Genomic DNA, 26,821 nt, shown 5'->3' on the forward strand with positions numbered 1-26,821 from the left:
CCATGGGTGAAATCCAGAAACTGACCATCGACGGCAAGGGGTACGTGCTGCTTTCCGAAGACGACTATCAGGACCTTGTCGACGTCAGCGACGCGCGTGCCGCAAAGGCGCGTATCGACGCTGGCGAAGAGACCTGGCCTGAAGACGTCGTCAAGGCGCTGATCGCCGGCGAAGATCCTGTCCGGGTGTTCCGTAAGCATCGCGGCATGAGCATCAAGGAGCTGGCTGAAAAGTCCGGGCTCTCCCAGCCCTATCTTTCCGAAATCGAGACCGGAAAGAAGGAGGGCTCCCTGGACGCACTCAGGTCGATCGCCAGCGCGCTGGACGTCGACCTTGACGATGTGGCTTGATGTATACGCATCCCAAGGCGGCCATGCTGTGATCGAGCTTGCTGCTTTTAGAGCCGTATCCCTTTGCCCCACTTGGGGAGGCTCCCCCGTCCAAAAATATGATGCCGAGCTCCTGGTATGCAGGGCCAGAAGGCGGCCAACAAGCCCCTCTCTTTAGAGGTTAGTGTCGCCCTTTCAATGTCTTCGCCAGCATCTCGCTCAGTGTTGCCGCCGAGAGCATGGATTCGGCCAAAAGCTTCTTGAGCTTCTGGTTCTCTTCCTCCAGTGCTCTCAACCTTTTGGCATGGAGACCGACATTCCCGAACTGCAGGGATTGCCACCGATAGAAGGTCGGCTCGCTGATACCGTGCTTGTGGCAAACATCTGCCACTGTCACTCCGGCTTGGTGCTCCTTCAGAATACCCGTAATCTGGTCGTCGTCGAATTTTCGCTTGCCCATCACCGCCTCAGTCCTCGCGAAATGCTCTGTTGAAACTGTCGAGGAGTGGTCTGACGGCATAGAGCGCCACGCTGCTTTTGCCCGTTTCGATCAGTATCTGTGCGGGCATGCCCGCGACCAGCTCGACATCTTTCATTTTCGCCAACCGCTCGTCCGTTACACGGATCGTCGCGGCAAAGTAGGGCTGGCCGCTCTGCGGATCGGTGAGGCGGTCCGCTGATACATACTCCACTCGACCTTTCAGGAGTGGAACGCGCCGCTGATTATATGGAAGGAGGTGGACCTGTGCCTCGAGCCCGGCATGGACGAGATTGATGTCTTCCGGTCTGACGTGGGCAGACACGACAAGGCGATCTGAGCGCGGCAGAAGATCGACGAGCGGTTCACCCGCGCCGATCACCCCACCTGATGTGTGGATGCGCAGGTTCATGATTGTTCCATCTTCGGGAGCACGGATATCGGTCCTTGAGAGTTGGTCGTCGATCGCCCGCAAACGCTCGCGCAGTTGCATGATCCGGCTCTCCGTATCGCGCATGCCCTGGGCGACTTCGCTCAACCGGTCGCTCTCAAGCTTTGCGAGATCGGCCTGTGACCCGCTGATCACCTGGTAGGCGCGAGAGATCTGTGCCTCGACTTGACCCTGCTGGCCATCAAGGTCTGCTTTTTCCCGCTGGAGGTTGAGAAGTCTGCTTCTTCTTTCCAGACCTTTGGCGCTGAGGATCGTAACCTGATCCAGTTCTTGGCTCGAGATTGTCGCTCTGTCGGCCAGTGCTGCCTTCTGCGCGCCAAGTCCGACGATTTCCTGCCGCACCTGCGCGATCTTTTCATTGGCGATCTGAATTTCGGCCTGCATGACCCGGCGACGGGCTTCGAAGATTTTCTGTTGCCCAATCAGAATTGTGCTGACCGAAGGATATTTGTCCATTGCTGCCCTGAGATCCTCAGGATAGGCGATATGGTCGCCGCCCGTCTGCTCCGCAAGCAGGCGGGCGCGGCTTCCTTCGGCGTCCCAAAGTTGCCCTTGAATGCTGTCGCGCTCCGAGCGGGACTTCGTATCGTCGAGCTCTATCACGATTTGCCCGCCCATGACCGCATCGCCGTTTTTAACGAGTATCCGTCGGACAATCCCGCCTTCCAGATGCTGAATGGTCTTGCGGCTGGACTCCGGTTCGACAACGCCGGATGCGATCGCAGCGCTTTTCAGCGGCGCCAGGACCGACCAGATTCCCAATCCGACGATGAAGACCAGGATCAACAGGTTCCCCGTCCAGACAACACCTCTGAGCCCGGGCATGGGCGAAGGGGGGGCGGGTCCGCGCTGTTTCGACTCGATCACCGGCAAATAGGCCGTCTGTTGCCTGGCCGTCGCTGTCGATCGTGGAACCAACTGCTGACTCGTCCTTGACGAATTTGAAAATTTCGCCGGCGTTGCGTCCAGTTGAACAAGGGCCATGGCAGCGTTTCTCCCTATGTTCCTGTTCGAGACGGTGGCTGAAGATAAGTTTCATAAATCCGCTCGCTGTCGCCGAAGGCTGCCACCGTCCCGTTACGCATGATGGCAATCTTGTTGGTGACCGGCAGGATCCCCATCCGGTGAGTCATGATAACGACGGTCATCCCCCTGGATTTCATACGCTCGATTGCCGTGAACAGCATGCGTTCGCCGTCATAATCCAGGCTCGAATTCGGATCGTCGAGAACGATCAGGGACGGATTTCCATAGGCCGCCCGTGCCAGTCCCAGCTGTTGGCGTTGCGCTCGAAGGAGCAGGTTTCCACCTTCACCGATATCGGTCTCGTAGCCCTGGGGCAGCCGCATGATCGCGTCGTGCAAGCCAACCAGCTTTGCGGCGTCGATCGCCTTGCCGGGATCTCCTCCGTCCAGCCGGCCGATCACATCCTTGATCGCCCCGCCGAAAAGTTCGATGTCCTGCGGCAGGTATCCGACGTGGCGGGTCCCCCCGCAAAGGCGCAGAGCTGAGATATCGACCCCGCCGAGAAGAGCACATCCGCTCGTTGCTTGCACAACGCCTGCTATGACGCGACCGAGTGTCGATTTTCCCGATCCCGAAGGACCGATGAGCGCTATGCAATCGCCGGGCGCGAGGCGCAAGGTGATGCCTGTCAATATCGGCCGATCGGCGAATGGCTTGATATAGCTGACATTATCGAGAACGAGGCCATTGGGTTCCGGTAACGGCACCATTCGAGCATCGTGTTCAGATGCAACTGATATCAGCATTCTGTTCAAGCGATTGAAGGCATTGCGCGCAAACGTAAAGGAGCGCCATGCACCTATTGCGCCCTCGATTGGTGCAAGCCCGCGTCCGAGCAGCAGGCTCGCAACGAAGATGATCCCGGCACTGCCATTGTTTGCGAGCACCAGCCAGGTGGCGGATCCCATCATCAGGATCTGCGCGAGGGTGCGGATCGATTTGGAGAAACCAAGAATGATCTCCGTCCGATGCATCGCGATGTCCTGCGCCCTTCTTGCCATTTCCGCATCGCGATAGACGATCAGCGCTGCGCCATCCTGCATGCCCATTGCCCGGATCACCTCGATGTTTTTGAGGGCGGTCGCAAACCGGATATAGCTCCTCGAAAGGGCAAGATTGGCGTAGGCAAGCGGCTCTCTCGTCGCCAGTTCCGTCAGGAACGCAAACAGCAGAAGTGCAAGCGCGCTCAGAAGACCGATGGTCCCAAGCAGCGGATGAACAAGAAAGAGCAGGAACAGGAATACCGGTGCCCAGGGAACATCAAAAAAGAGCGAGCTAGCCGGTGAATCGAGGAACTGGCGTAGTGCGGCCAGGTCCCTGTAGCATTCCGTGGCGGCTCCCGTATCGGCGCGAGCGGCATATTCGAACGATGCCGTCAGCACCATGGGCCGCAGCCTGTGGTCCAGCCAACTGCCGATGCGCGAAAGAGCTGCTCTGCGCACGATATCCAGCGTGGACCCGACCATCACGCCGATGGCGATGATCATCGTCAGCATCAGCAGCGTGTCAGCGCTTCGGCTCGACAGGACCCTGTCGTAGATCTGCAGGAGATAGATCGAAGGCGCGAGAAGAAACAGATTGTAGCCGCAGCTATAGAGGAAGACCAGCCCGAAGGCTCCGGCACAAGCCCGGAGCGCAACAACAAGCTGTGTCGGCGGGCGCGGTGGCTTTATGGAAATTGTTGTCATTATCAGATCTCGCTGCACTTGATACTGACAAGAAGAGGCTGCTTACCTTGAGGGCCGCCGGCCGAAACCAGCGGCCCTTGAGGTCTGAGTTCAGGAGCCGAGATGGTCGACGTCGATATGGCCGAAGGCGTTTATGAAGTGATCGAGAGAATTGTTCACCGTCGTCGTTTCGGGATCCGTGTGAACCAGAGCTGACGAGATATCGCCGCCCAGAGCGTTGTTTCCGTTGCCGCCGTTGCCGCCGACGCCTGCGAGGATGGTCGCATGCTGATCGGCCACAAGCTGCGTATATTGGGTCGCGGTCGTCGCCGCATTCACGGTAGCCGTGTCGCCGCCGCTCGAGTTTCCTTGGCTGCCGTTGGAGTGGGAATCTCCCCCCGCGCCGCCGTCGCCGCTGTTCGTGACCGCCGCCAGGAAGCCGTTCTTGGCCTGAGCAAAGCCACCGTCTCCGCCACTGCCGGCGTCCCAACCTGCCTTCTGCCAAACGTGATCGCCGTTGTGCAGATGGGTATCGGCCCCGTAGACCGTTTGCACTGGGTCTACATATGCAACCGGGTTGTAGTTGATGTTCCCATCGTTGTGGCCATCGCCGCCGTTGCCGGCATTCGCGTCACCCGCATCCGGGTTGTTGAGATGAATCGTGTCGGATATCTGTGGAATAGGCATTGATGTCACTCCTTCTACTTCGTTTCATCAGTGTTGCTTTTACGGCGTGAGTATCAAGCATGTCACCGCCAGCCAATACAACCGCAGGCAAATAATGCCTGCGATTTAATCTGTGAACCATCTAGATATTCGGTGACATTCATTCGGATGTATACTTCGAGGCGGCGAAGCGTTATTTGAATTGGTACTTGGTGCTTTGGCGTCGGATGGCATGGCCACGATCATGTCTGCGACCTCGTCGAAGCGGCGCCGCTTTTTGAAGCAACGCCCGCCGAAGAAAACCGCCTGTATCCGGGGTTCTCATCAGGTTTGCGCTTGGCAAAGACGATCCTGTTCGGGGCTGAAAACGTTTATGTTCCGCCGCGAGAAAGATGCAGGACCTCTGATCCAAGGGCGGATTGGTGCTCGCAAACTCGCACAACGGGCGCTGCGGTCATGACAGCCAAATGGCTACAGTCCTAGCCGACGGGATGTAGACGAATTGCAGGCTCCGCTTTTCTTCCGTTCAGAGGCACAATGCCTGAACAATTCAGGCTGCATGGCGCCGCACGCTCGGTGGACGTGCGGTTGACCGCGGATGGAGACGGCAATGGCGGAAACTCGTTCCTTAGTGGAAGACTTGCCCAAGGCGGGCACCGATCAACACCTCGACTCCAATGTGGCCGCGGGACATCTGGCGCTGGTGCCGACTTGGCTTCCATTGGATGTCGCTTCCGGTCCAAGCTCTAATTCAGCCGGCAGCGGTGGTGACGGAATAAGCGAAGGCGTGATCAGCAGCAACGCGTTGGCCGTTTTCATGCCGTCCAATGCCGCTATTGCGGGACCTCATTCGGGTGCCGACGCTTTCCAGGGCAATGATGCGCTCATCAATCAGCATCCCACCGAAATGGCCGGGATAGGTGGGAATGGCGGCAGCGGCAATGTTGCCATCGGCAGCGGCGATGGCGCCAATCATGCCGGCACGGGGGGCAATGGGCTTTTCTACGGCGGACTCGTGAGCACCGAAGTCGCACTGTTTGCCCCCGTCAATACTGCCGTGGCTGCAGGCCCCGGCGCGACGGCTCACGCCGAGCAATCGAACAACGCCCTGTTCCTGCAGGGCGCAACCCAGATCGGCGGCATGGGCGGCTCGGGCGGAGACCATAACGTCGCGAGCCACGGCTCGTCGATGAGCCCGGGAACTGCGCTCACATTGACCGGCGACTTTTATGCAGGTCATGGCGGCGATGGATATTTCGTCGGCACTATGGTCGACGTGAGTATCGCCATCTTCTCGCCGATCAATATCGCCATTGGCGCCGCGGGCGGCTCGGCGGAGGCCCATCAGACAAACAATGTCATTTTCGATCAGGGAGCTGTGCAGATCGCAGGCATCGGCGGCAATGGCGGTGGCTTCAACCTGTCGTCAGACACGATTTTCACCGGCAACCATGCGCTCGGCGGTGGCGGTGACGGGGTCGGATCGTCAACCGGCAGCATGGTCGATGTCAATTTCGGCTATTTCCATCCCATCAACATTGCCGTTCCCGCCGGTGGGACGGCGGACGCCCAACAGGTCGATCATGTTCTCTATGATCAACATGCGCTCCAGTTGGCCGGCATCGCGGGCCACGGCGGAGACGGTAACCTCACAGACGCCCATTCGGCTCTCGTAGACGACATTCTGAGCTTCATGCATGGCTAGAGCCTTTCCATTTTTCTTCGAAGCACGGAAATGCTCTATCTCTTTGTTTCCACGCAATTCCGGACGCAAAACCGCTACGCATTTTTGCTGATATTGCGCTAGCGCATAGCCTCCCCACTTGCATTGCGGAGGCTCAACTGCACGAAACCGTTCTTTGTGCGATCTTTCAAGCCATGTGTTGAATTGCTTCCTCCGCCCGGCATTCGGCTCCTTGGGCCGATATGACACTGAACGGCGGGCTCAGTGAGATCCCGAACATTCCACAATGACCTCATCCGCATTGTCGCCGATTTCGGCCGACTGGGGCCGTGACCTCCGGCCGCTATCGGTCGGTGCCGGCGCAGTGCTGTTTGCGGGAGAACAATGCTAACTGGTATTAATGCGTCATTAGAGCACAGTTTCACTAATCATAAGGGGTAGTCAGCGATCTCAGGCTTTTGTTGCTTTTCGCGTTTGTCATTTTGTTGTCGGGTCTGCGACTGCTTTGAATTGAGATATGGAAACAAAGCCGAGCCGATCGGCAACTCGTTATATCCAATGGCGCTTTCCGAAATGGGTCGGTAGCAGATCAGTTGCCTTTTCAGTGCCTTTGAAAGCTTTGTTGACCCGCTTGCCGTACGTGAATTCGGCGAAGGCTGGAAAGTCTGCAGCGACAAGTCGAACCAGCAGGCATTCATGAAAAATCTCTTCAATGTGCTCTGCAATCCCAGTTATCTATCATTGATATTTTATAAACTATAAGAATTATCATGAGAGGTAAGACTATTAATATCAGAAATACACTCACTTTTTCTCATGACATGTAGTGAGAACAGGAATAATATGAACAGCTGTTGCGTTGCAAATATTCTTGGGGAGCACGCAAGTGTCCGACATTACTGGAACTAGGCGCCGTATCGGGCGCAATGCACCAACTGTGATCATCATCGAGCATTCTACATTGGCGCGCACCACCGTGGTGAAGCTTCTTGAGCGTGAACTCGCCGGATGGAACGTTATAGATTTGATCTCGACCGAGAGTCTCGAGAGTGCTCTCGGGGCTGAGGTGCGTTTGATTGTATTGGGTCTGGCTGGCAGAAGTGTTGAGAGCACCAGCCTGCGTGACGATCTCGCGGCGATTGCTGCACGTTTTCCTGAGGCTCCTGTCACGTTGCTCTCAGGTACGGATGACGCCATCATAGCCCGTCAGGCACTCAAGATGGGCCTCCGCGGCTTATTCTCGACTTCACTTCCCATTGACATTGCCCTTGCCGGTCTTCGTCTCGTTCTGGCTGGAGGAACGTTTTTCCCGCAGCTATTGGGAGCTGTTACAGCAGTCCCAAACGATCATACGCCGGTCAGAAATGAGGCCGAAAAGAGTTTGGATGAGAGGACGCAGTATTTGGCGATTGCTGATTTCACTCCCCGGGAAGCGGATGTCCTCGCAGAGCTGCAATGCGGCTGTTCAAATAAGGTCATTGCAGGAAAACTTAATTTGTCGGGGCATACGGTGAAGATGCATTTGCAGCACATAATGCGCAAGTTGCAGGCGCAGAACCGCACAGAAGTGGTTGCCCGCTTAATTCAAAGAGCCGCCGGTGGGCCTGACGTCTCGCCGAGTTAGGCGGCGTCGCCAGTACCGGGGAGTATCGGCGGGGCGTTCGTTTCAACGGGTCTCATATCGTGATGCCTCGATCGGAACCGCGAGTCCGGCCGTCCGTTACCCTTTGAGGAACGGAGGATATGGACATGCGCAAGAGAAAAGCCATCGTCGAGGCGGCGCTCGAGTCCGAGTACGAGCGCCAGGCACTGGGGATCATGAATACCGAGCAAGCTCTCAAGCTTGAGGATTCCGACGGTCTTGTCTTCAGTCATCCGGATAAAGAGGCCGGAGTGACGGACCATTTTGTCGATCAAGATGAGCTGCGCCGATTGGTGCGGCGGTCAACGCCGCCGCTTTCCCGATTGCAATCGCAGCCTCGTACGACGCGTTCGTCCTGAACTTCAAGCAATCATATAACCACCGTCCACCGGCATCGATATCCCGTTCACCATGGCAGCCTGATCGGACAGCAGGAAAAGAACAACCTCGGCGATATCTGCCGGCTCGGCGAAGCGACCGACGGGAATTCGCTTCATCATCCCCGCGGCTTTCTCGGGATCGCTCCATGCCTTCACCGCCATTGGCGTCAACGTCACCGTTGGATGGACGCCGTTGGCGCGGATGCCGTGCGGCGCAAGTTCCTTGGCCATGACCCGCGTCAAGCCATCCAATCCACCCTTCGATGCACAATAGGCCGCGTGGTCGGGGATGCCGACGAAGGAGGCGACCGACGAGACATTGACGATGGCGCCCTTGCGGCCCTCCTTGATCAGCGAACGGGCATATTCCTGGGCGACGATCATCGGAGCGCGCGTATTGACCGCGACAAGACGATCGAACGCTTCGACGGTCGTCTCCAGGAACGGCTGGAGCTCGGTCGTGCCGGCGCAGTTGATAAGGAAATCTGCGGGAAGGGCAGCGATCGCCGCCTCTCTGGTCGCATCGGCGTCCGCGAGATCGACCTGGATTGCCCGGCAGCCGAATTCCCCTCGCAACGCTTCGACGTCGGCAGCACTACGCGTCAGCGCGACGACCTGCGCACTCCGTTCGACGAGCATCCTTACAATTTCGCGTCCGATACCTTTGCCGGCGCCGGTCACGATCACCGTCTTTCCTCTGAACTCCATGGGTCGATCTCCTAAAGTCTCTGGCCTGTTTCCCGATCGAAGATATGCGCACGTCGGGGATCGATGTGGAAGTACATCGTCCGTCCGGGGTCGACCTCGATACGCTCACGGATCAGCGCGTCGATCGGCACGCCTCCCGTGCGGCCGAAGATCAACGTCTCGGAACCCGTCGGCTCGAACACCGAGACTTCGACCGGAACGCCTTCTTCGCCGATCGTGATGTGCTCCGGTCGGATGCCGTAGGTAACGGCTCGTCCTTCCTCCGCATTTGTATCTGCCATGGGCAAGGTGATGCCCTGTTCGGTGACGACGATCTTCCTGCCGTCGCGGGTGGCTATGCGGCCCTCAAGGAAGTTCATCGATGGGCTGCAGATGAAGCCGGCGACGAAGAGGTTGACGGGGAAGTCGTAGAGATCGAGAGGCTTGCCGATCTGCTCGACCCTCCCGTCACGCATCACCACGATCTTGTTGGCCATCGTCATCGCCTCGATCTGATCGTGCGTGACGTAGACGGTGGTGGTCTTCAGCCGCTGGTGAAGCTCCTTGATCTCGACGCGCATGGTGACGCGGAGTTTAGCGTCGAGGTTCGACAATGGCTCGTCGAATAGGAAGACCTTCGGGTCTCGGACGATGGCACGACCCATCGCCACGCGTTGACGCTGTCCGCCCGACAGTTGCTTCGGATAGCGGTCGAGATAACGCGTCAGATCGAGGATCTCGGCCGCCCTGCCGACCTTCTCGTCGATCTCCGCCTTCGGACGTTTGGCCATCTTCAGCGGAAAGCCCATATTCTCGGCGACCGTCTTGTGGGGATAGAGCGCGTAGCTCTGGAAGACCATCGCGATGTCACGCTCCTTTGGAGGAGCGTCGGTGACGACACGGCCGCCGATCCGGATGTCTCCGCTGCTGACCGTCTCCAGCCCGGCGATCATCCGGAGCAGGGTGGACTTGCCGCATCCGGAGGGACCGACCCGAACGACGAATTCCCCGTCCTCGATGTCGACGCTCACGCCATGCATGACCTGAAGAGAGCCATACTTCTTGGTGACGTCGCTAACCTGTACGTTTGCCAATGTCGTTCCCCCTAAAGCAGCCCAGTTTGTGTTTTGATGTCATTGACGGAATTCATCGGTTCATCCCTTCCAGACGACATAGGCGCCAAGGACCGCCGAGATTGCCGCCGCGAACCATACCGAAGGCCCGAACGGCTCGATGAACCGCATCCAGAACAGCGAGAGCGCGACCCAGATCACGATCGAGATGAAGAGCCGGTCGAACCAGTTCGTTTCGATCGGCAGAAATCCCGGCTTGCGTTCGTTATTTCCTGATTGAGACGTCATAGTTTCATCCTTTCACGGCGCCGAAGGTCAGGCCGGCGACGATGTGACGCTGGACCACCGAAAAGACGATGAGCGCCGGAACCAATGTCAGCATTGAGATCGCGGCCATGATGCCCCAGGCCGTTCCCGTCGTCGTCACATATTCAGACAAGCCGGTGGTCAGAGTCCGCGCGTGGAAATTGGTGAGCGTCGCTGCCAGCAGGTATTCGTTCCACGCAAACACCCAGGTCAGGATTAGCGTCACCGCAAGTCCGGGCCGTGCCAAAGGAAAGATGATATCATAGAGGACGGTCCATGGGCTCGCGCCGTCCATGTAGGCCGCCTCGTCCAATTCCTTCGGAATGCCTTCCACGGTCGGACGCAGCGTCCAGATGGCGAAGGGAAGGTTGAAGGAGCAATAGACCAGGATCATGCCCAGCTTGGAATCGGCGAGCGAGAAGTCGCCGATCCTGTAGACCTGCGTCAGTAGCAGGAAAAGCGGCAGCAGGAAGACCGCCGGCGGCGCCATGCGGTTGGTGATCGTCCAGAAGAAGATGCTTTCCTTGCCGGCGAGGTCGAAGCGCGTCAGGGCGTAGCAGGCAAGGAAGCCGAGCGTGGTGACGAGCAGCGCGTTGCCTGACGAAATGATCATCGAGTTGAGCATGTATCCGCGCAAGGTCGGATTGGTCAGCACGTCCTGGTAGTTCTTCCAGAAGAAGCTCCGGAGAATGACATCGGGCGTCGAGAACAGGTCGAAGGGCTGTTTGACCGATATGACGAAGAGCCAGTAGATCGGGAAAAGGGTCGCGAGGCTTATCAAGGTCCACAGGACGACCGGAAGCCAGGGAAAACGGGTCTTCTTCATCGCTTCAACCTCTCTTCACGCGGGGCGCAATCAAACCGACGTAGAGCAGCCAGCAGACGACGATGGTGAGATAGAGGACGATGACGGAGATCGCCGAACCGTAGCCGTAATTCGTCTTGGGAAAGACTTCCTTGAAGATATGGACGCCGATGTAGCGCGTCGATGAACCCGGACCGCCGCCGGTCAGCATCAGGACTTCGTCAACGGTGCGCAGCGCATCCATCAGCCTGATGAACACCGTGGCGAGCATGGCCGGACGGATCAGGGGCAGCGTGATGTGCCAGAAGATCTGGCTTTTGCCCGCGCCGTCGATCTGCGCCTGCTCGAACGGGTCTGAAGGAAGTGAGACGAGTGCGGCGATCAGCGAGAGGGTGACGAGCGGCGTCCAGTGCCAGATGTCCATGATGACAGTGACGGTGAAGGCCGCGACGGCGCTCTGGCCGATATTCAGATCGTAGCCGAACCAGCTCCTCAGAAGATAGGGAATGATGCCGATGGAGGGGGTGGTCATCAGCTTCCAGACTGAGCCGACGATGATCGGCGCCATGATCAGCGGCAGCGTATGGATCGTGCGAAACACCGCTTTTCCGGGAAAGTCCTTGAGCAGCGCCTGGGCGAGGATGTAGCCAAGGACCAGCTCCGAGACGACCGCGAAGAAGACGAATGTCAGGGTGATGCCGAGCGATGCCAGGAACTGCGGGTCGAAGACGAGCCGCCGATAATTCTCAGCCCAGTTGAAAATCATGCCCGGATTGGCCGCGAACGGGTTCCATGAATGGAAAGAGACCCAGAGGACGTAGATGAAAGGAAAGATCCCGAACAATCCGAGGATCACTATGGTCGGTGACAGCAACAGCCACCCGAGCTTCTGCGAATGCATCGCCTATCCCCCATTGAACGTTATGTGGACGTCCGCTCCATCTGGGAACGGAAGATGACGGGTCGTCGGAACGACCCGTCAAGTTGGGGAGGATGTTTTATTTGCGATAGCCGAGCGAGGTGAGCTCTTCTTCGGCCTTGGCCGCCATCTGGTCGAGGCCTTCATCGGGCCCGATCTTGCCGGTCAGGATGTCGTAGAAGATAGGAGCGGTCGCTTCACGCACCTGCGCATGGAAGGGATAGGGGGGAGCGCCGGCGAAGAGCTTGCCGTCGTCCTTCAGCATCGTGTAGAAGCCGCCAAGCTTGACGTCCATCTCCTTCACCTTCGGATCGTCGAACGTCGCCTTGTTGGTGATGCGCGGTGCAGCGATCGCCCAATCGGGCTGCACTTCGTTCTGGCCGATGAATTCGAGGAACAGCAGTGATGCTTCCTTGTTCTTGGACGTGACCGGAACGCCGAAGGCGCCGCCATCGTAGTAGCCGATATAGCCCTTTCCAGCTTTCGCGTCGTCCAATACGCCCGGCTCGAGCGGCGGCAGAGCGAAACCGACCTGGCCGACCACCTTCGACTGCGCCGGATCGCTTGCGATCCACGCGGCGTTCTCACCGTAGATCAGGCCCTGGGCGACGCGGCCCGCGGCGAAGGTCGTCGCGGTTTCCGTCCAGGTTGACTGCGTCGATTCCGGAGGAGCGATGTCGCGCAGGTGCAGCCAGTACTTCAACGCGGCCTTGGCCTTGTCGCCGTTCATTGCGCCGCCATGTTCGACCGTCGCCGCATAATTGTTCTTGGCGTCGATGCCCCAATTGTAGACGCCGAAAGTCGGCGCGATGGACTCGAAGAATTCATACCAGGACGCCGGATGGCCGGTATGTGCCTGAGCGGTGGTGCCCCAGAGCTCCATACCGTTGTCCTTGCCGTACTTCGTGAAGAATTCGGCGATCTCGGTGTATTCCGCGTGTGTGGTCGCCGGCTTCAGGTCCTTGCCGGTTTCCTTCTTGAAAGCTTCCTTGATCTTCGGATCTTCGAACAGGTCCTTACGATAGAGATACGCCTTCAGGAAGGCTTCCATCGGAACGCCGAAGAGATCGCCGCTCGCGTCCTTGAAATAGTCGGCAAAGCTGGTGAAGTTCGCATCGTCGTAGGTCGGCGCCTTCAGATCCGGCTGGTCTTTAAGCGTCTTGGTGATGTCGACGAGGAAATTCCTGGCGAGATAGGAGTAGATGATGTCCTGCTCGATGTAGACCATGTCATAGATACCAGTCTTGGCTTCCATGTCCTTGATGGCCTTGTCGTACATCTGATCCCAGGACGTCGTCTCGATGTCGACCTTGATGCCGGTCTTCTTTTCGAATTCCGGAGCAAGCACATTCCTGATGTAGTTCGATGGCGGGGTGCTTTCGGTGACGCCGTGCAGTGTCACGCCCTTGAATTTGGCGCCGGCGTCGGACCAGAAATCAGCCCAGGCAGGCGAAGCAGTGGCGGCGAGGCTGAGCGTCAGCGCAAGCGCGCTAGCCTTCAAAGCATAGTTCATTTTCAATCCTCCCAAAGTGCAGCGAGATCATTTCGCCGGTCCTTTGTGTAGGCCAAAAAAACCACCGGCGCAACATTTGTTGTCTAAACATGCAAATAGAGGATCTATCTTATTGATTTTCGCAGAAACTAATTTCCGACGGAGGGTTGAATGCAATGGGCACAACCTTAAAATGTTGCATTGCAAGGTATTTTTGCAAAGCAGCAAAAGATTTTAAGCCAAAATTATTTGTTGTCTTGCCAAACTAAATGGCATAGCACTGTCCGCAGCCAAAGGCATTTTTTGGAGGAAAAGGCTATGCGTCGATTGGGTATCCATTCATTTGTATGGACAGGCGGCCAAACGCAGGAAGGGCTGGAGATGGCCCTCAACAAGACGGCCGAACACGGATATCGCACCATCGAATTTGCCTATCTGCGCCCCGAGAAATTCAATCTCGATCGACTGGCAAAGCTTGCGCAGTCGCTTGACGTGGAGATTGGCGTGACGATGGGCCTGCCGCTCGACAGGGACGTATCGAGCGAGGATACCTCTGCTGTGTCCGCCGGCAAGCAGACGCTGGCCGACGCCGTTCGGGCGGTCCGTGACATCGGCGGCAACAAGCTGGGCGGAATTCTCTATTCCGCGCACACCAAGTACAATCGCCAGCCGACGAAGAAGGGCTGGGACAATAGCGTCGCCGCGATCGCCGCGACCGCCGAAGTCGCCAGACAAGCGAACGTCGACCTCGTCCTGGAGGTTGTCAACCGGTTCGAGACGAACCTGCTGAATACGGCGGCGCAGGGGCTGAAGTTCATCGCCGAGACGGGATCGGAGCATGTCCGTCTCCACCTCGACACATTCCATATGAACATCGAGGAAGCCAATCCGGCCGCGGCGATCCGCCTGGCCGGCGACAAGATCGGCTACTTCCACATCGGCGAGAGCAATCGCGGTTACCTCGGCGACGGCGTCATCAATTTCGATCTGATCTTCGACGCTCTGCTCGACATCGACTACAAGCGCGACATCGTGTTCGAAAGCTTCTCGACGACGGTCGTGGACGAAGGCCTGTCGCTCGCCTGCGCGATCTGGCGCGACACCTGGGAGGATAATGATCCGCTTGCGGCGCACGCGAAGCGCTACATCGAGCTGAAATATGACGAGGCCAAGCGCCGCCGCGCCACAAACGCGCGGCCCTGATTATCCCTCTGACAGCCTGTTCCAGTCGTGTAAGGGTTGGGCCGACTGAAGGGAATTGAAACATGAACGACACCGTCTCCATCGGAAGTTCGCCGCGCAGGATCCGACAGAACAATATCGTCGCCGCCTTGCAGACGATCTATGCCCACCGAAGCCTCAGCCGGGCGGATCTCGCCCGGAAGCTCGGGATGAATCGCTCGTCCTCGGGAGAGATCGTCGCCGAGCTGACGGAAGGCGGGTTCGTTCAGGAGTCGGACGAGAGCGGCAAGCAGCGCCTGGAGCATTCCCGTGCCGGGCGTCCTGGTATCATGCTCGAACTGGTCCCCGATGCCGCATTCTTCGTCGGGATCGAGATTGGCGTCGAGCATATATCGGCTGCAGTTGTCGATCTCTCCGCCGAAGTCCGGGCATGTCGGAAAATCGCGTTCGACACCATGTCGTCGACCGTGGAGGAGGCCGTGGCGCGGGGTGTCGAGCTGATCGTCGGCGCGATGGCGAAGGGGATGATCGGACGGTGCAAGGGTCTCGGCATATCGGCGCCGGCCCACATCCGGCCGGACGGAATTGTCACCCTCGCACCCATCATCGGCTGGCGGGAGGTGTCGTTGAAGGAGATTGGCCGATCCGCCTTCCTGGCCGCCTTCCCGGCCGCCGTCCCGATCGCAGTTGAAAACGACGCCAACGCGTTTGCGATCGGCGACAGCTATCGTCACGGCGTCTCAGGCGTGACCCTGTTCCTGCTGATGGAAACCGGCGTTGGTGGCGGTATCATGATCGATGGCAAGCTGTTCCGGGGCGGCCACGGCCTGGCGGGAGAAATCGGTCACACCCTGGTGCCGGGAAGCGGCGGTCAGAAGTTTGAGCAACTGATCGGTCGCGAAGTGCTGATCAGGCAATATCGCGAGGCTATTGGACGTAAGCACGTCGATCTGCAGGAATTCCTTGGCGACGTTCATGACCGTGTCCCGGCCGCGGTCAATATCGCCGAAACCTGGTCGCGCCATCTCGCATATGCATTGCTGCAGGCCTGTCGGCTGCTCGACCCCGACAGGATCGTGCTGGGTGGCTCTGTGGCATCCCTCTACCCGATGGTGGCCGCCCGGGTGGCGGTCCACATGTCGGAGGGCCAGAGTATACCTTTCCCCACGCCGGAGATCGTCGTGGACGATGATGCGGAGTTCGGCTCCGCCTTCGGGGCGGCGTGCATGTTGCACCAGCGCTTTCTGTCATTGGAGAGCGAGGAGTTCGGCGGCGAGGACGGTGCGCCGATCCAGTCGGCGACGAGTTGACGACAAGAACGATCGAAAGCAGGATTGCAAATGACTTCAGTACTGGCTCCGGACCCGCTTGGTCCCACCGTTTGCGTAGGGGAGATCCTCGTCGAGATCGTCGCCACGACGGTCGGAGACGGCTTTCTCAAAGCCCAGCCGCTCGTCGGTCCGTTCGCGAGCGGAGCGCCGGCGATCTTCATCTCGCAATGCGGGCGCCTGGGCGGCAAGGCCGCAATGGTCGGCGCCGTCGGCGATGACGATTTCGGTCGTGTCAATACCGATCGCCTCAAACGCGACGGCGTCGACGTTTCGACGATCTCGATCGATTCGGATTACCCCACAGGCAGCGCCTTTGTCCGCTACCGCAAGGATGGCTCCAGGGATTTCGTCTATAACATCGCCACATCAGCAGCTGCGCGCTTCGGCTGGTCTCAAGCGGTCGGCGATCTCATCCATCGGAGCGGGCATCTTCACGTGATGGGTTCCGCCCTGTCGGTCCCCAGTGCGCGCGCTGTGATCGACAAGGCGGTCGACATCGTCAAGGCGCGGGGCGGAACCCTCTCAGTGGATCCGAACATTCGCAAGGAATTGAAGCTGGATGAGGATACAGAGCGCCGCTTTTCCAAGCTTGTCGCTGCCGCCGATCTGCTTCTGCCGTCCGGAGAGGAGCTTGAGCGTGCCGCCGGCGTCGAAGGCGAGGCAGAGGCGATCCGCCGCTTGTTCGAGATCGGCGTCAAGGAGATCGTGCTGAAGCGCGGCGCCGAAGGCGCAACCTATTTCGGCAGGCAAGGAGACCGCATCGACGCATCGGCATTTGTCGTTCAAGAGGTCGACCCCACCGGCGCCGGCGACTGCTTTGGTGGCGCCTATCTCACCTGCCGGCGGCTCGGAATGTCTCCGCAGCAAGCTCTGACCTATGCCTCGGCCGCCGGCGCCCGCAACGTGATGGTCTTGGGTCCGATGGAAGGTGCCGGCACTCGGCAAGAGCTCGATGCGTTCATCGCTTCAACGGAAAGGCGGTCGTGATGCAGGTGCATCTCAACGAACTGGCCAGGCTGAGGATCGAAGGCCACCCCAGAGGCGTGACCTCCGTATGCTCCGCCCACCCCATCGTGCTTCGCGCCGCGCTCCGACATGGACGGCAACACGAGAGCACCGTCCTCATTGAAGCGACCTGCAACCAGGTCAACCACCTCGGCGGCTACACCGGAATGACGCCAAGCGACTTCGCGTCCCGCGTTCGCCAAATAGCAGTCGAGGAGGGATGCCCCGAAAATCTGATCGTTCTCGGCGGTGACCATCTCGGCCCCAATCCTTGGCGCGATCGCCCGGCCGAAGAGGCCATGGCCGAGGCGGAGAAGATGGTTGCCGCCTATGTCGAGGCCGGGTTTCGCAAGATTCACCTCGATGCCTCGATGGGCTGCAAGGGCGAGCCGGTGGCGCTCGACGACGAAACCACCGCCCATCGCGCCGCCCGGCTCGCGGCGGTCGCCGAGGCCTCGGCGAAGAAGAGCGGCGGCGCAATGCCGGTTTATGTCATCGGCACCGAAGTGCCGCCGCCAGGCGGGGCCGATCATGCCCTGACAACCATCGATCCGACGGCGGCCGCAGCGGCGCTGAAGACGATCGAAGTCCACCGCCGGATCTTTGCGGAGGCAGGACTCGGCCAAGCGTTTGAACGGGCCATCGGGCTGGTCGTTCAGCCGGGCGTCGAGTTCGGCAATCAGAATGTCATCCTTTACGACCGCAGCAAGATAGACGCGCTGAAATCGGTGCTCACCGAGGAGCCGCAGTTCGTCTTCGAGGCGCATTCGACGGATTATCAGGGAACCCGGCCCTTGACCGCGCTGGTGGAGGACGGCTTTCCCATTCTGAAGGTCGGTCCCGAGCTGACCTTCGTCCTGCGCGAAGCGCTCTATGCGTTGGATGCGATCGCGTCGCACCTCTTGCCCGATTACGGCGAACGTCCGCTCTATGCGGCGATGGAAGCGGTGATGCTCGATCAGTCCGGCAACTGGAGCCGCCACTACCACGGGACAAACGCCGAGATGCGCTGGCTGCGGCATTACTCGCTGTCTGACCGCATTCGCTATTATTGGGCGTCGGCTGAAGCCCAAGAGGCCGTCGGGCGCCTGTGCGAGGCGCTTCGAGGGCAAATTGTACCGCTGCCCTTGTTTTGGCAGCATATGCCGGCCGCACAGGAATTCGCAGATGCGCCGCTCGATCCGGAACAGGTTTTGATCTGGAGGGTGACGAAGAGTCTCTCGGACTATCACGCCGCCTGCGGTGTCGGGAAAAATTGACAATCAGGATCAAGACAGGAGGAAAATCATGACGGAATTGAATGGGAAGATCGCGGCGGTCACGGGTGCTGCGTCCGGAATTGGACTCGCTTCGACGGAGGCAATGCTCGCCGCTGGCGCGACGGTCGTGCTGGTGGACCGCGATGAGAAGGCCCTTGAGACGGTTTGTGCCCGGCTTGGCGAGCGCGCTATTCCGCTCAAGATCAACTTGCTGGATCCGGGCGAGTGTGCGGGACTGCTCGATGGCATCCTGTCGAAGACGGGCAAGCTCGATATCCTGCATGCCAATGCAGGCACCTATATCGGCGGCGACCTGATGGAAACCGACCTCGATACCATCGATCGGATGCTCAATCTCAATGTAAACGTTGTCATCAAGAACGTTCGAAGCGTCATTCCGCACATGATCGAACGCGGCACCGGCGACATTGTCGTCACCAGCTCCGTCGCTGGACACTCGGCGATTCCATGGGAACCTGTTTATTCGTCATCGAAGTGGGCGATGACGTGCTTCGTCCAGACGATGCGACGCCAGCTTCTGAAAAGTGGCATTCGTGTGGGGTCGGTTTCTCCAGGCCCGGTGATCAGCGCTTTGCTCGCGGATTGGCCGGAAGAAAACCTTCGCAAGGCCAAGGAGGCCGGAGCCTTGATCGAGCCCAAGGAAGTCGCCGACGCGATCATCTTCATGCTGACACGGCCGCGCAACGTCACCATCCGCGATATCGTCGTGCTTCCAAGCGCCTTTGACATTTGAGGAGACGTGACATGAGCTACCAGCAGAAATTTCGCCTCGACGGCGAACGTGCGGTGGTCACAGGCGGAGGGCGTGCGATCGGTCTCTGCTGCACCGAGGCGCTGGCGGAGGCGGGCGCCGCCGTCGTCGTCATCGAACGGAGCGAGGCCGATGCCGAGCAGGCGTTGGCTCTCCGGGACAGAGGCTACGACATCGAAGTCCGGGTGGGCGACGTCACCGACGCGGCCCGAATGGACGCGATCGCAACCGAGCTTGCCGACGGCGGGCGGCCGGCGACCATCCTGGTGAACAATGCCGGAATTGGCCAGAGCGGCATCCCGGCGCAGGATCTCACCGACGCCGATTGGCTGCGCATGATGGACGTCAATCTCAACGGCGTCTTCTGGTGCTCGCGCGCCTTTGGTCGTCCGATGATTTCGATGAAACGCGGCGCCATCGTGAACCTCGGCTCGATGTCGGGGACGATCTGCAACCGGCCCCAGCCTCAGACGGCCTATAACGTCTCCAAGGCGGCAGTCCATCACCTCACGCGCTCGTTGGCCGCCGAGTGGGCACACCACGGTATCAGGGTAAATGCCGTTGCGCCCACCTATATCGAGACACCGATGGTGGTCGCCGTCGAAGCCAATCGCGAGCGTATCCCGCTCTGGCTCGCCGACACGCCGATGGGAAGAATGGGAACGCCGGAGGAGGTTGCAAGTGCGGTCCTCTTCCTCGCGTCGGGCGCCGCCAGCCTGATGACCGGGGCGATCGTCAACGTCGATGCAGGGTTCACCTGCTGGTAGTCGGTCCCGGACGAGGTGAGAGCGGCGCCTCGTCCACACCTGGAAACCCGTATGGAAACGTTACCACATTATCTTGACTCGCATTCCTGCTGCGTTTATCCAAATGTGGAAACGTTACCATATCGGGAGGAAGCTTGATGAAATCCGCGCGATTGAACCGACTTTTCGGCGTATCTGGAAATTGTTTTGACGTTGCTATCGATCACGGCATGTTCAATGAACGGACTTTCCTCGCCGGCATCGAGAACATGAAGACAGCGATCGAGGTGATCGCGCAAGCGGCGCCGGATGCAATTCAGCTGCCGCCGGGAACCGCACCCATGCTGCAGGCGATCCCCGGCAAGCAGCGTCCGGCGCTGGTGCTGCGCACCGACATCGCCAACATCTATGGCAATCCCCTGCCGTCTCAGCTGTTTTCCGAAATGATCGACAGGGCGGTGGAACAGGGCGTTGCGTTGGATGCCGCCTGTGTCGTCGTCAATCTCTTGATGCTGCCGGACCAGCCGGAAGTCTACCGCGCCTGCGTGCGCAATGTGAACAGCCTGAAACGCGAATGCGAGATCTACGGCATGCCGCTGATGGTCGAGCCGCTCGTCATGCAGGACAATTCCAAGGGCGCCTACATGGTCGACGGCGCGATCGACAAGATCCTGCCGCTCGTGCGCCAGGCGGCCGAACTCGGCGCTGATATCATCAAGGCCGACCCCTGCGACAATGTCGAGGAATATCACCGCGTGGTCGAAATCGCCCAAGGCCTGCCGGTGCTGGTGCGCGGCGGCGGCCGCGTTTCGGATCAGGAAATCCTGATCCGCACCAAGCAGTTGATGGAGCAGCGCGCCCGTGGCATCGTCTATGGCCGCAACGTCATCCAGCATCAGAATCCCGCCGGCATGACGCGGGCCTTGATGGCAATTGTCCATGACAAGGCTTCCGTCGAGCAAGCCTCGCTGCATATTGGCTGACGCGCGTCTGGGAGGACATGTCATGACGAAAATATTTCGCTTCGGCGTCATCGGCTGCGGTCTGATGGGGCGCGAGTTCGCGAGTGCCGCGGCGCGCTGGCTGCATCTGGCCGATGTGAAGGCGCGACCGGAAATCGTCGCCGTTTGTGATACCAACGCGACGCTGCTCGACTGGTTCAGGGATCATGTGCCGACCGTTCGGCAGTTCGCCGCCGACTATAAGGAGCTTCTGGCCAATCCCGAGGTCGATGCGGTCTATTGCGCTGTCCCGCATGTGCTGCACCAGCAATTCTACATCGACGTCCTGAAGGCCGGAAAACATCTTCTCGGCGAAAAGCCCTTCGGCATGGACGCCGCGCAGAACCGGGATATCATGGCTGTTCTCGCCGAGCATCCCGAACTCCTGGTCCGCTGCTCGTCGGAAATGCCTTTCTTCCCCGGCGCGCAGAAGGTCATCGCGCTCGCAAAAAGCGGCGAGATGGGGGATATAATCGAAGTCGAGGCGGGTTTCCTGCACTCTTCGGATATCGACCGGCAGAAGCCGATCAACTGGAAGCGCATGGCCGATATCAATGGCGACTATGGCTGCATGGGTGATCTCGGCATGCATGTGCTGCACGTGCCGCTGCGTCTCGGCTGGCGCCCGACGACCCTGCATGCGCAATTGGTCAAGAAGGTCACCGAACGTCCTGACGGCAAGGGCGGCATGTTGCCCTGCACCACCTGGGACAATGCCACGATCAGCAGCCGCGTGCGCACCGGCGATCAGGATTTCCCGATGGTGCTGAAAACCTGGCGCATCGCGCCCGGCGAATCCAACACCTGGTACCTCCGCGTTCTCGGCATGAAGAAGAGCGCGTTCTTCAGCACGAAGTCGCCGCGCCAATGGCAGTGGATGGACTATAATGGCGGTGTCCAGGCTTGGAGCACCGAGGATCTCGGTTATGGCTCGCTGTTTCCAGCCATAACAGGCAAGATCTTCGAATTCGGTTTTGCTGACGCCATACAGCAGATGTGGGCGGCCTTCGTCGATGAGCTTGTTGGAGGAAATGCCAACGGTTTCGGCTGCGCGACGCCGGCCGAGGCGCAGGCGCATCATGCGGTCCTGACGGCAGCCCTCAAATCCGGCCTCGAGGACGTCGTGGTACCGGTCGAGTATGACGGGGCGTCAGCCTGATGAAGCGCTCCGAGATCAACGCCGCGTTGCTGCGGGCAACCGAGACCCTCGAGCGCTGGCACTGGTCTCTGCCGGCATGGGGCTCCTGGACGGCAGCGGATTTTGCCGCTCATCCTGAGGCATCAGCCTATTTGCGCGCCCATCAGCTGGGTTGGGATGTCACCGATTTCGGCTCGAACCGGTTCGCCGAATGCGGTCTCGTGCTGTTTAGCCTGCGCAATGGCGTCGTTGATATCAGGGGTGAACGGACCTATGCCGAAAAGCTGCTCTTCGTTGGGGAAGGGCAGGTTACGCCGACCCACCGTCATGCGGCGAAGATGGAAGACATCATCAATCGCGCCGGCGGCGATCTCGTCATCGAATTCGCCGCAACCGATGCCGATGGCAATGTGCTGGCGGAGGATGTGACGGTGCCGGTAGACGGGCTGCAGCACCGGCTCGCCGCATGGGAGCCGCTGGTTCTCCAGCCCGGCCAGAGCGTGACGATCCGCACCGGGCTTTACCACCGCTTCTACGGCAGGAAAGGCGGCGGACCTGTCCTTGTCGGCGAGGTCAGCCAGGTCAACGACGACAACAGCGACAATTTCTTTCTGGAGCCGATCGCGCGCTTTGCCGCGATCGAGGAAGACGAGCCGCCGCTGAGACCCTTGTGGAACGAAGGAGTCAGCTGATGCGAGCCGGGGAGGAGGTTCACGATCGCGACAGTCAAAAGCAGGGCGGCATCGTTTGCGCCGGAAACTTCATCGTCGATCGCGTCCACACCCTGTCTTATTGGCCCGAACAGGGCAATCTCGCCCATATCCTGCACCAGGATCTGGGTGTGGGGGGCGGGGCGGCCAATGTCGTCACCGATCTGGCTTCGCTTGGATTTCCCGGAAAGCTGGCGGCAGCAGGATGCATCGGCGCCGATCAGGACGGAGAGATCGTCAAGGCCCGTCTAACAGTTGCCGGCGTCGATGTCGGGGGGCTCACCGCGCTTGCCGACCGGGTGACGGCGCATACCCATGTCATGAATGTGCCCGGCCAGAACCGGACCTTCTTCTATCATGGTGGCGCCAACGACGCCGTCACGGACAAGCTTGTCTCACCCGCGGCCTTCGCCACGGCCGGCTATCGGCTGTTCTATCTCGGTTATCTCATGCTGTTGCCGGGTCTCGACCGCATTGGCCCTGACGGCCGTTCGGGAGCATCGCGCCTGCTGGAAGCGGCGCGGCGCGCCGGCCTGACGACCTGCGTGGATTTCGTATCGAGCGAAGACCCGGAATTTGCGGCCAAGGTCGGCGTCGCTCTGCCCTTCTGCGATTTCCTGATCATCAACGAGATGGAGGCGGGGCGGGCAACCGGCGTTATCGTTCGCGATGCGAAGGGAGATTTGATCGAGGCGGGGCTTTTGGAAGCGGGCGAGCGCCTGCTTGCGGCGGGCGTCGCCAAGGGCGCGATCATCCATGCGCCGGAAACCTGCTTCTGGTTTTCGCCCGGCGCTTCTCCGATCATGACGCGCTCACGACCCGTCGATCCCGATGACATCGTCAGTACCGTCGGCGCGGGAGACGCTTTCTGCGCCGCCGTGCTCTACGGCCTGCATGAGAACTGGCCGGTCGAGCATATCTGCGCCGTCGCCCACGCCGCAGCTGCGCGTTGCCTCGAGGGGGCGACGGCCACCGATGGCATCCCCGACATGTCCGTCCTTCTTTGCGAGGCGAAGGAGACGAAGCCGGAATCCGCTTAGCCCATTGGCGTCGCCTCAGGAGGGCGGCTCCGATTATCGTTCAGTCAAAAGGGGAGGAGCAACCATGAAGCTATTCATTATGGCAGCCGCGTACGGCGCATTTGCCGATTTAGGCGCCATCGGGGAGGCAGTGCGATGACATATGCGGAAACGGCGCGGCTCTCCGGCAAGGTGGCATTGGTCACGGGGGGAGCGAGCGGCATCGGCAAGGCGGTATGCCAACGCTTCGCTGCCGAAGGCGCGAGGGTTGTCGTGGCGGACCTCGACGGTGAACGATGCGCACGGGTGGCGGAAGCGATCGGCCCTGATGTCTGGGGTGCAGCGCTTGACGTGACCCGCCAGGACAGCATCGAAGAAGCCGTACGCTTCACTATATCAACCGCCGGTCAGATCGACATCCTGGTCAACGCCGCAGGCATTTACGACGTCGAGTCCATCCTGGAAATATCCCGGGAACGGACCGCTAGGGTATTTCAGGTCAATATCGAAGGCCTGATCTTCATGACGCAGGCCGTTGCCCGGCACATGGTGGAAAGAGGGGAAGGTGGACGCATCATCAACTTCTCGTCCCAGGCTGGGCGCCGGGGCGAAGGACCGGCCGTGGCTTACTGCGCTTCCAAGGCGGCCGTCATCAGCATCACCCAAAGCTGCGCTCTGGAGCTGATCCGTTACGGGATCAACGTCAACGCCATCGCTCCCGGCGTCGTCGATACGCCGATGTGGGACGTCGTCGATGCAAAACTCGGCAGCCGGGAAGGTTTGAGACCCGGTGACGTCAAGCGCCGCGTGGCCGCCGCCGTCCCGGCCGGACGATTTGGCGCCCCCCAAGAACAAGCTGCCATGGCCGCCTTCCTGGCCGGACCCGATGCAGCATACATCGTGGCGCAGTGCTACAATGTCGACGGCGGCAATGTCATGAGCTGAGGCGCTTGGCTTCATCAGCCGGAATGGGCAATCGAACTTGATGTCTGGAGGAGTGGAATGAGAGCTGTACGTTTGGAGTCGATCGGGTCTTTGACCATGCGCAGCGTCGAGAGGCCGGTTGCCGGACCGGGCGAGCTGCTTGTCCGGGTTGCAGTGGCCGGCATCTGTGGTTCCGATCGCCACATGTACAAGGGCGAGTATCCGACGGCTATCCCCGTCACGCTGGGCCACGAGTTGTGCGGCATAGTGGAAGCGATCGGCGATACCGTTACCCGCTTTACCGGTGGTGAGCTTGTGACGGTGGACCCGAATATTGCCTGCGGCACCTGTCGGGCGTGCACGCAGGCGCGGCCGAATTTGTGCGAGAGCTTGACCGCCATCGGCGTGACACGGGATGGCGGCTTTGCCGAATATGTGGCGGTGCCGCAGGCCCAGGCCTTCGTCCTGCCGGCCGGCCTCGATCCCGTTCACGGCGCCTTCAGTGAACCGCTGGCCTGCTGTATCCACGCCATCGACAAGGCAAAGATCCGTCCGGGCGACAGCGTCGCTATCCTCGGCGGGGGAGTGATCGGCCTGCTCATGGTGCAACTGGCCCGCCTGGCTGGGGCAGGCGAGATTATTTTGATTACGCGGCAGCAATCGAGACGCCAAACCGCTCTGCGCCTGGGGGCGACGCACGCCTTCGACCCGGCCGCTTCGGACACAATCGCTTCCGTTCGAGAGGTCACCAAAGGCGGCGCCGACGTGGTCATCGAGTGCGCCGGCGTCAGCGACACGCTGCAAAGCGGTCTGAAGATGGCGCGGCGCGGTGGTACCTTCGTGCTTTTCGGGGTCACACCGGCGGGGGTCGAGGTGCCGGTTCTGCCTTTCGATCTGCTGGTAAACGAAGTCGATATCAGGCCGGCCTACCTCAACCCCTTCACCCATTCGCGGGCTGCGGCAATGGTCGCGAGCGGAGTGTTGGAGCTGGACGCATTGGTCACCAAAACCATAAGTCTCGAGGAGGTCGCCGACGTGGTGGCCAACGCGCCATTGCCGGGCGAGATCAAGGTCATCGTCCGGCCCTAGCTTCGGGGTCCCACCTCAGTTGCGGACGAGACCGGTGGAATCGCGCTCGATCAGGGTGACCGGCACTTTTACGATCGCGCCTTGCCGAGATTCGTCTCCTGTTTGGTGCTCTTCGATCAGCGCTTCCAGCAGTCGTGCTGCCTGCTGTCCGACATTGCGGATCGGCTGCGCAACCGTTGTCAGCCGTGGAAAGACGTAAGCGGCCTCCGGCAGATCGTCGAAGCCGACGACCGAATAGTCGCCCGGAACGGAAAATCCGCGATCCTGGATGGCATGGATTGCGGCAATCGCCGAAACGTCGGTCGTGCCGATGATTGCGGTGACCTCGGGTCGAGACGCCAGCAATTCCCGCGCCAGCCGGTAGGTCTCTGCAAAGCTGTGCTCTTCCGCCATCGCCACGATGGCGGGCGCGATGCCATCTTTCGCCATTTCCGCCGTGATGCCCTGAAGGCGAAGCTGGATCGGCTGGCTGTGGGCCGGCGCGCCGACGATGGCGATTGCCCGGTGGCCGAGATCGATCAGATGGCGCGCCATCAGCCGTCCGCCTTCCTCGTGATCGGCCATGACAGCGTCGTCGGCGATGCCGCTCAGCTCGCGGTCAATGGCGATGATCGGAATGCCAGCGTCCCGCAGCACCCCGAAATGCTCGATGCTGCCGAAGGCGCTTGCCACGATGACGCCATCGACGCGCTGCGCGAGCAGCATCGAGATATAGCGCACCTCATGGTCCATGTTTTCCGCCGTGCTGCAGATCAGCGTCTGATAGCCGTGCTGGAACAGTTCCTGTTCGATCGCATGGGCCAGAATGCCGAAGAAAGGCACGTCAATCGACGGCAGCATCAGTCCGATCATCCGGCTTGGTGCACCGCGCAGCATACGGGCACCTTTGCTCGGCGTGTAGTTCAGCGTTCGGATAGCCGCCTCGACCCGCTCCCTGAGCTCAGGCGAGGCATAACCGCTGTTGTTGAGCACGCGCGAGACCGAAGAGACTGACGTTCCTGCAAGTTTAGCGATATGTCGGATGCTGGTCGTCACGTGCT

General features: G+C 60.0%; 27 protein-coding genes and 1 pseudogene. 16 read left to right on the forward strand and 12 right to left on the reverse strand.

What is annotated here, in order from left to right:
• Positions 1–2 precede the first annotated feature (2 nt).
• The gene (locus AC244Q_RS01335) at positions 3–350 is read left to right on the forward strand and encodes a helix-turn-helix domain-containing protein (RefSeq protein ID WP_003545376.1); all 348 of its coding nucleotides are present in this window, start codon (positions 3–5) and stop codon (positions 348–350) included.
• Between the two features lie 175 nt (positions 351–525).
• Here the strand turns inward: AC244Q_RS01335 and AC244Q_RS01340 are convergent.
• The 4 genes and pseudogenes from AC244Q_RS01340 to AC244Q_RS01355 all read right to left on the reverse strand — a co-directional run.
• A pseudogene (locus AC244Q_RS01340) lies at positions 526–789 on the reverse strand (transposase); the annotation flags it as partial.
• A gap of 7 nt (positions 790–796) precedes the next feature.
• The gene (locus tag AC244Q_RS01345; RefSeq protein WP_012755994.1) at positions 797–2,242 is read right to left on the reverse strand and encodes an HlyD family type I secretion periplasmic adaptor subunit; all 1,446 of its coding nucleotides are present in this window, start codon (positions 2,240–2,242) and stop codon (positions 797–799) included.
• Between the two features lie 14 nt (positions 2,243–2,256).
• A complete protein-coding gene (locus tag AC244Q_RS01350) occupies positions 2,257–3,972 on the reverse strand; it encodes a type I secretion system permease/ATPase (protein ID WP_012755995.1) in 1,716 nt (571 codons plus the stop codon).
• 90 nt (positions 3,973–4,062) lie between these two features.
• Positions 4,063–4,638, reverse strand: coding sequence for a hypothetical protein (locus AC244Q_RS01355; protein WP_012755996.1), 576 nt, complete (start codon positions 4,636–4,638; stop codon positions 4,063–4,065).
• A gap of 589 nt (positions 4,639–5,227) precedes the next feature.
• Between AC244Q_RS01355 and AC244Q_RS01360 the strand changes: the two genes are divergently transcribed.
• Entirely contained in the window at positions 5,228–6,322 is a 1,095-nt protein-coding gene (locus tag AC244Q_RS01360) for a hypothetical protein (protein ID WP_128405996.1), read from the forward strand.
• 407 nt (positions 6,323–6,729) lie between these two features.
• On the opposite strand, the gene AC244Q_RS01365 is transcribed toward AC244Q_RS01360, so the two are convergent.
• Positions 6,730–6,999, reverse strand: coding sequence for a hypothetical protein (locus AC244Q_RS01365; RefSeq protein WP_113548207.1), 270 nt, complete (start codon positions 6,997–6,999; stop codon positions 6,730–6,732).
• 161 nt (positions 7,000–7,160) lie between these two features.
• Here AC244Q_RS01365 and AC244Q_RS01370 point away from each other — a divergent pair, with 161 nt between their 5' ends.
• Together AC244Q_RS01370 and AC244Q_RS01375 are read left to right on the forward strand one after the other, a co-directional pair.
• Positions 7,161–7,925 (forward strand): LuxR family transcriptional regulator, encoded by a 765-nt coding sequence (locus tag AC244Q_RS01370; protein WP_017992889.1) that lies wholly within the window; start codon positions 7,161–7,163, stop codon positions 7,923–7,925.
• Between the two features lie 119 nt (positions 7,926–8,044).
• Positions 8,045–8,302, forward strand: a complete 258-nt coding sequence (locus AC244Q_RS01375; RefSeq protein ID WP_017992890.1) for a hypothetical protein — start codon at positions 8,045–8,047, stop codon at positions 8,300–8,302.
• Between the two features lie 3 nt (positions 8,303–8,305).
• Here the strand turns inward: AC244Q_RS01375 and AC244Q_RS01380 are convergent, their stop codons facing one another.
• From AC244Q_RS01380 to AC244Q_RS01405, 6 genes are all read right to left on the reverse strand, one after another.
• Complete coding sequence (locus tag AC244Q_RS01380; RefSeq protein ID WP_012756001.1) at positions 8,306–9,031, reverse strand: SDR family oxidoreductase; 726 nt, start codon at positions 9,029–9,031, stop codon at positions 8,306–8,308.
• Between the two features lie 11 nt (positions 9,032–9,042).
• Positions 9,043–10,104: an ABC transporter ATP-binding protein gene (locus AC244Q_RS01385; protein ID WP_128405997.1), complete on the reverse strand. Its 1,062-nt coding sequence runs from the start codon at positions 10,102–10,104 to the stop codon at positions 9,043–9,045.
• 60 nt (positions 10,105–10,164) lie between these two features.
• Positions 10,165–10,371: a DUF2160 family membrane protein gene (locus tag AC244Q_RS01390; protein ID WP_003556377.1), complete on the reverse strand. Its 207-nt coding sequence runs from the start codon at positions 10,369–10,371 to the stop codon at positions 10,165–10,167.
• Between the two features lie 4 nt (positions 10,372–10,375).
• Positions 10,376–11,215 carry a carbohydrate ABC transporter permease gene (locus tag AC244Q_RS01395; protein WP_012756004.1) on the reverse strand — a complete coding sequence of 280 codons (840 nt, stop codon included), beginning with the start codon at positions 11,213–11,215 and terminating at the stop codon, positions 10,376–10,378.
• Positions 11,216–11,219: 4 nt separating this feature from the next.
• Positions 11,220–12,095, reverse strand: a complete 876-nt coding sequence (locus AC244Q_RS01400) for a carbohydrate ABC transporter permease (protein ID WP_012756005.1) — start codon at positions 12,093–12,095, stop codon at positions 11,220–11,222.
• A 97-nt stretch (positions 12,096–12,192) separates the two neighbouring features.
• On the reverse strand, positions 12,193–13,626 hold the full coding sequence (locus AC244Q_RS01405) for an extracellular solute-binding protein (RefSeq protein WP_012756006.1): 1,434 nt from the start codon (positions 13,624–13,626) through the stop codon (positions 12,193–12,195).
• Positions 13,627–13,923: 297 nt separating this feature from the next.
• Between AC244Q_RS01405 and AC244Q_RS01410 the strand changes: the two genes are divergently transcribed.
• The 12 genes from AC244Q_RS01410 (at position 13,924) to AC244Q_RS01465 (ending at position 25,781) form a co-directional block, all read left to right on the forward strand.
• On the forward strand, positions 13,924–14,808 hold the full coding sequence (locus tag AC244Q_RS01410) for a sugar phosphate isomerase/epimerase family protein (protein ID WP_128405998.1): 885 nt from the start codon (positions 13,924–13,926) through the stop codon (positions 14,806–14,808).
• Between the two features lie 62 nt (positions 14,809–14,870).
• Complete coding sequence (locus tag AC244Q_RS01415) at positions 14,871–16,097, forward strand: ROK family transcriptional regulator (protein WP_017992895.1); 1,227 nt, start codon at positions 14,871–14,873, stop codon at positions 16,095–16,097.
• Between the two features lie 30 nt (positions 16,098–16,127).
• On the forward strand, positions 16,128–17,105 hold the full coding sequence (locus AC244Q_RS01420; protein ID WP_113548209.1) for a tagatose kinase: 978 nt from the start codon (positions 16,128–16,130) through the stop codon (positions 17,103–17,105).
• The gene (locus AC244Q_RS01425; RefSeq protein WP_128405999.1) at positions 17,105–18,382 is read left to right on the forward strand and encodes a D-tagatose-bisphosphate aldolase, class II, non-catalytic subunit; all 1,278 of its coding nucleotides are present in this window, start codon (positions 17,105–17,107) and stop codon (positions 18,380–18,382) included. Before AC244Q_RS01420 ends, AC244Q_RS01425 begins: the two co-directional genes overlap by 1 nt.
• A gap of 28 nt (positions 18,383–18,410) precedes the next feature.
• Entirely contained in the window at positions 18,411–19,136 is a 726-nt protein-coding gene (locus AC244Q_RS01430) for an SDR family oxidoreductase (RefSeq protein ID WP_012756011.1), read from the forward strand.
• 11 nt (positions 19,137–19,147) lie between these two features.
• Positions 19,148–19,921 carry an SDR family NAD(P)-dependent oxidoreductase gene (locus AC244Q_RS01435; RefSeq protein ID WP_113548211.1) on the forward strand — a complete coding sequence of 258 codons (774 nt, stop codon included), beginning with the start codon at positions 19,148–19,150 and terminating at the stop codon, positions 19,919–19,921.
• Between the two features lie 137 nt (positions 19,922–20,058).
• Entirely contained in the window at positions 20,059–20,883 is an 825-nt protein-coding gene (locus AC244Q_RS01440) for a class I fructose-bisphosphate aldolase (protein ID WP_128406000.1), read from the forward strand.
• Positions 20,884–20,905: 22 nt separating this feature from the next.
• Positions 20,906–22,060, forward strand: coding sequence for a Gfo/Idh/MocA family protein (locus tag AC244Q_RS01445; RefSeq protein ID WP_128406001.1), 1,155 nt, complete (start codon positions 20,906–20,908; stop codon positions 22,058–22,060).
• Positions 22,060–22,731 (forward strand): D-lyxose/D-mannose family sugar isomerase, encoded by a 672-nt coding sequence (locus AC244Q_RS01450; RefSeq protein ID WP_012756015.1) that lies wholly within the window; start codon positions 22,060–22,062, stop codon positions 22,729–22,731. Before AC244Q_RS01445 ends, AC244Q_RS01450 begins: the two co-directional genes overlap by 1 nt.
• The gene (locus tag AC244Q_RS01455; RefSeq protein ID WP_128406002.1) at positions 22,731–23,789 is read left to right on the forward strand and encodes a carbohydrate kinase family protein; all 1,059 of its coding nucleotides are present in this window, start codon (positions 22,731–22,733) and stop codon (positions 23,787–23,789) included. The genes AC244Q_RS01450 and AC244Q_RS01455 overlap by 1 nt, the downstream gene beginning before the upstream one ends.
• Positions 23,790–23,924: 135 nt before the next feature.
• Complete coding sequence (locus AC244Q_RS01460; protein WP_128406003.1) at positions 23,925–24,713, forward strand: L-iditol 2-dehydrogenase; 789 nt, start codon at positions 23,925–23,927, stop codon at positions 24,711–24,713.
• Between the two features lie 57 nt (positions 24,714–24,770).
• On the forward strand, positions 24,771–25,781 hold the full coding sequence (locus AC244Q_RS01465; protein ID WP_128406004.1) for a zinc-dependent alcohol dehydrogenase family protein: 1,011 nt from the start codon (positions 24,771–24,773) through the stop codon (positions 25,779–25,781).
• Positions 25,782–25,796: 15 nt separating this feature from the next.
• Here AC244Q_RS01465 and AC244Q_RS01470 read toward each other — a convergent pair whose 3' ends face one another.
• Positions 25,797–26,816, reverse strand: a complete 1,020-nt coding sequence (locus tag AC244Q_RS01470) for a LacI family DNA-binding transcriptional regulator (protein WP_017992904.1) — start codon at positions 26,814–26,816, stop codon at positions 25,797–25,799.
• Positions 26,817–26,821 lie beyond the last annotated feature (5 nt).

It is taken from the genome of Rhizobium sp. CB2179 (assembly GCF_057653455.1).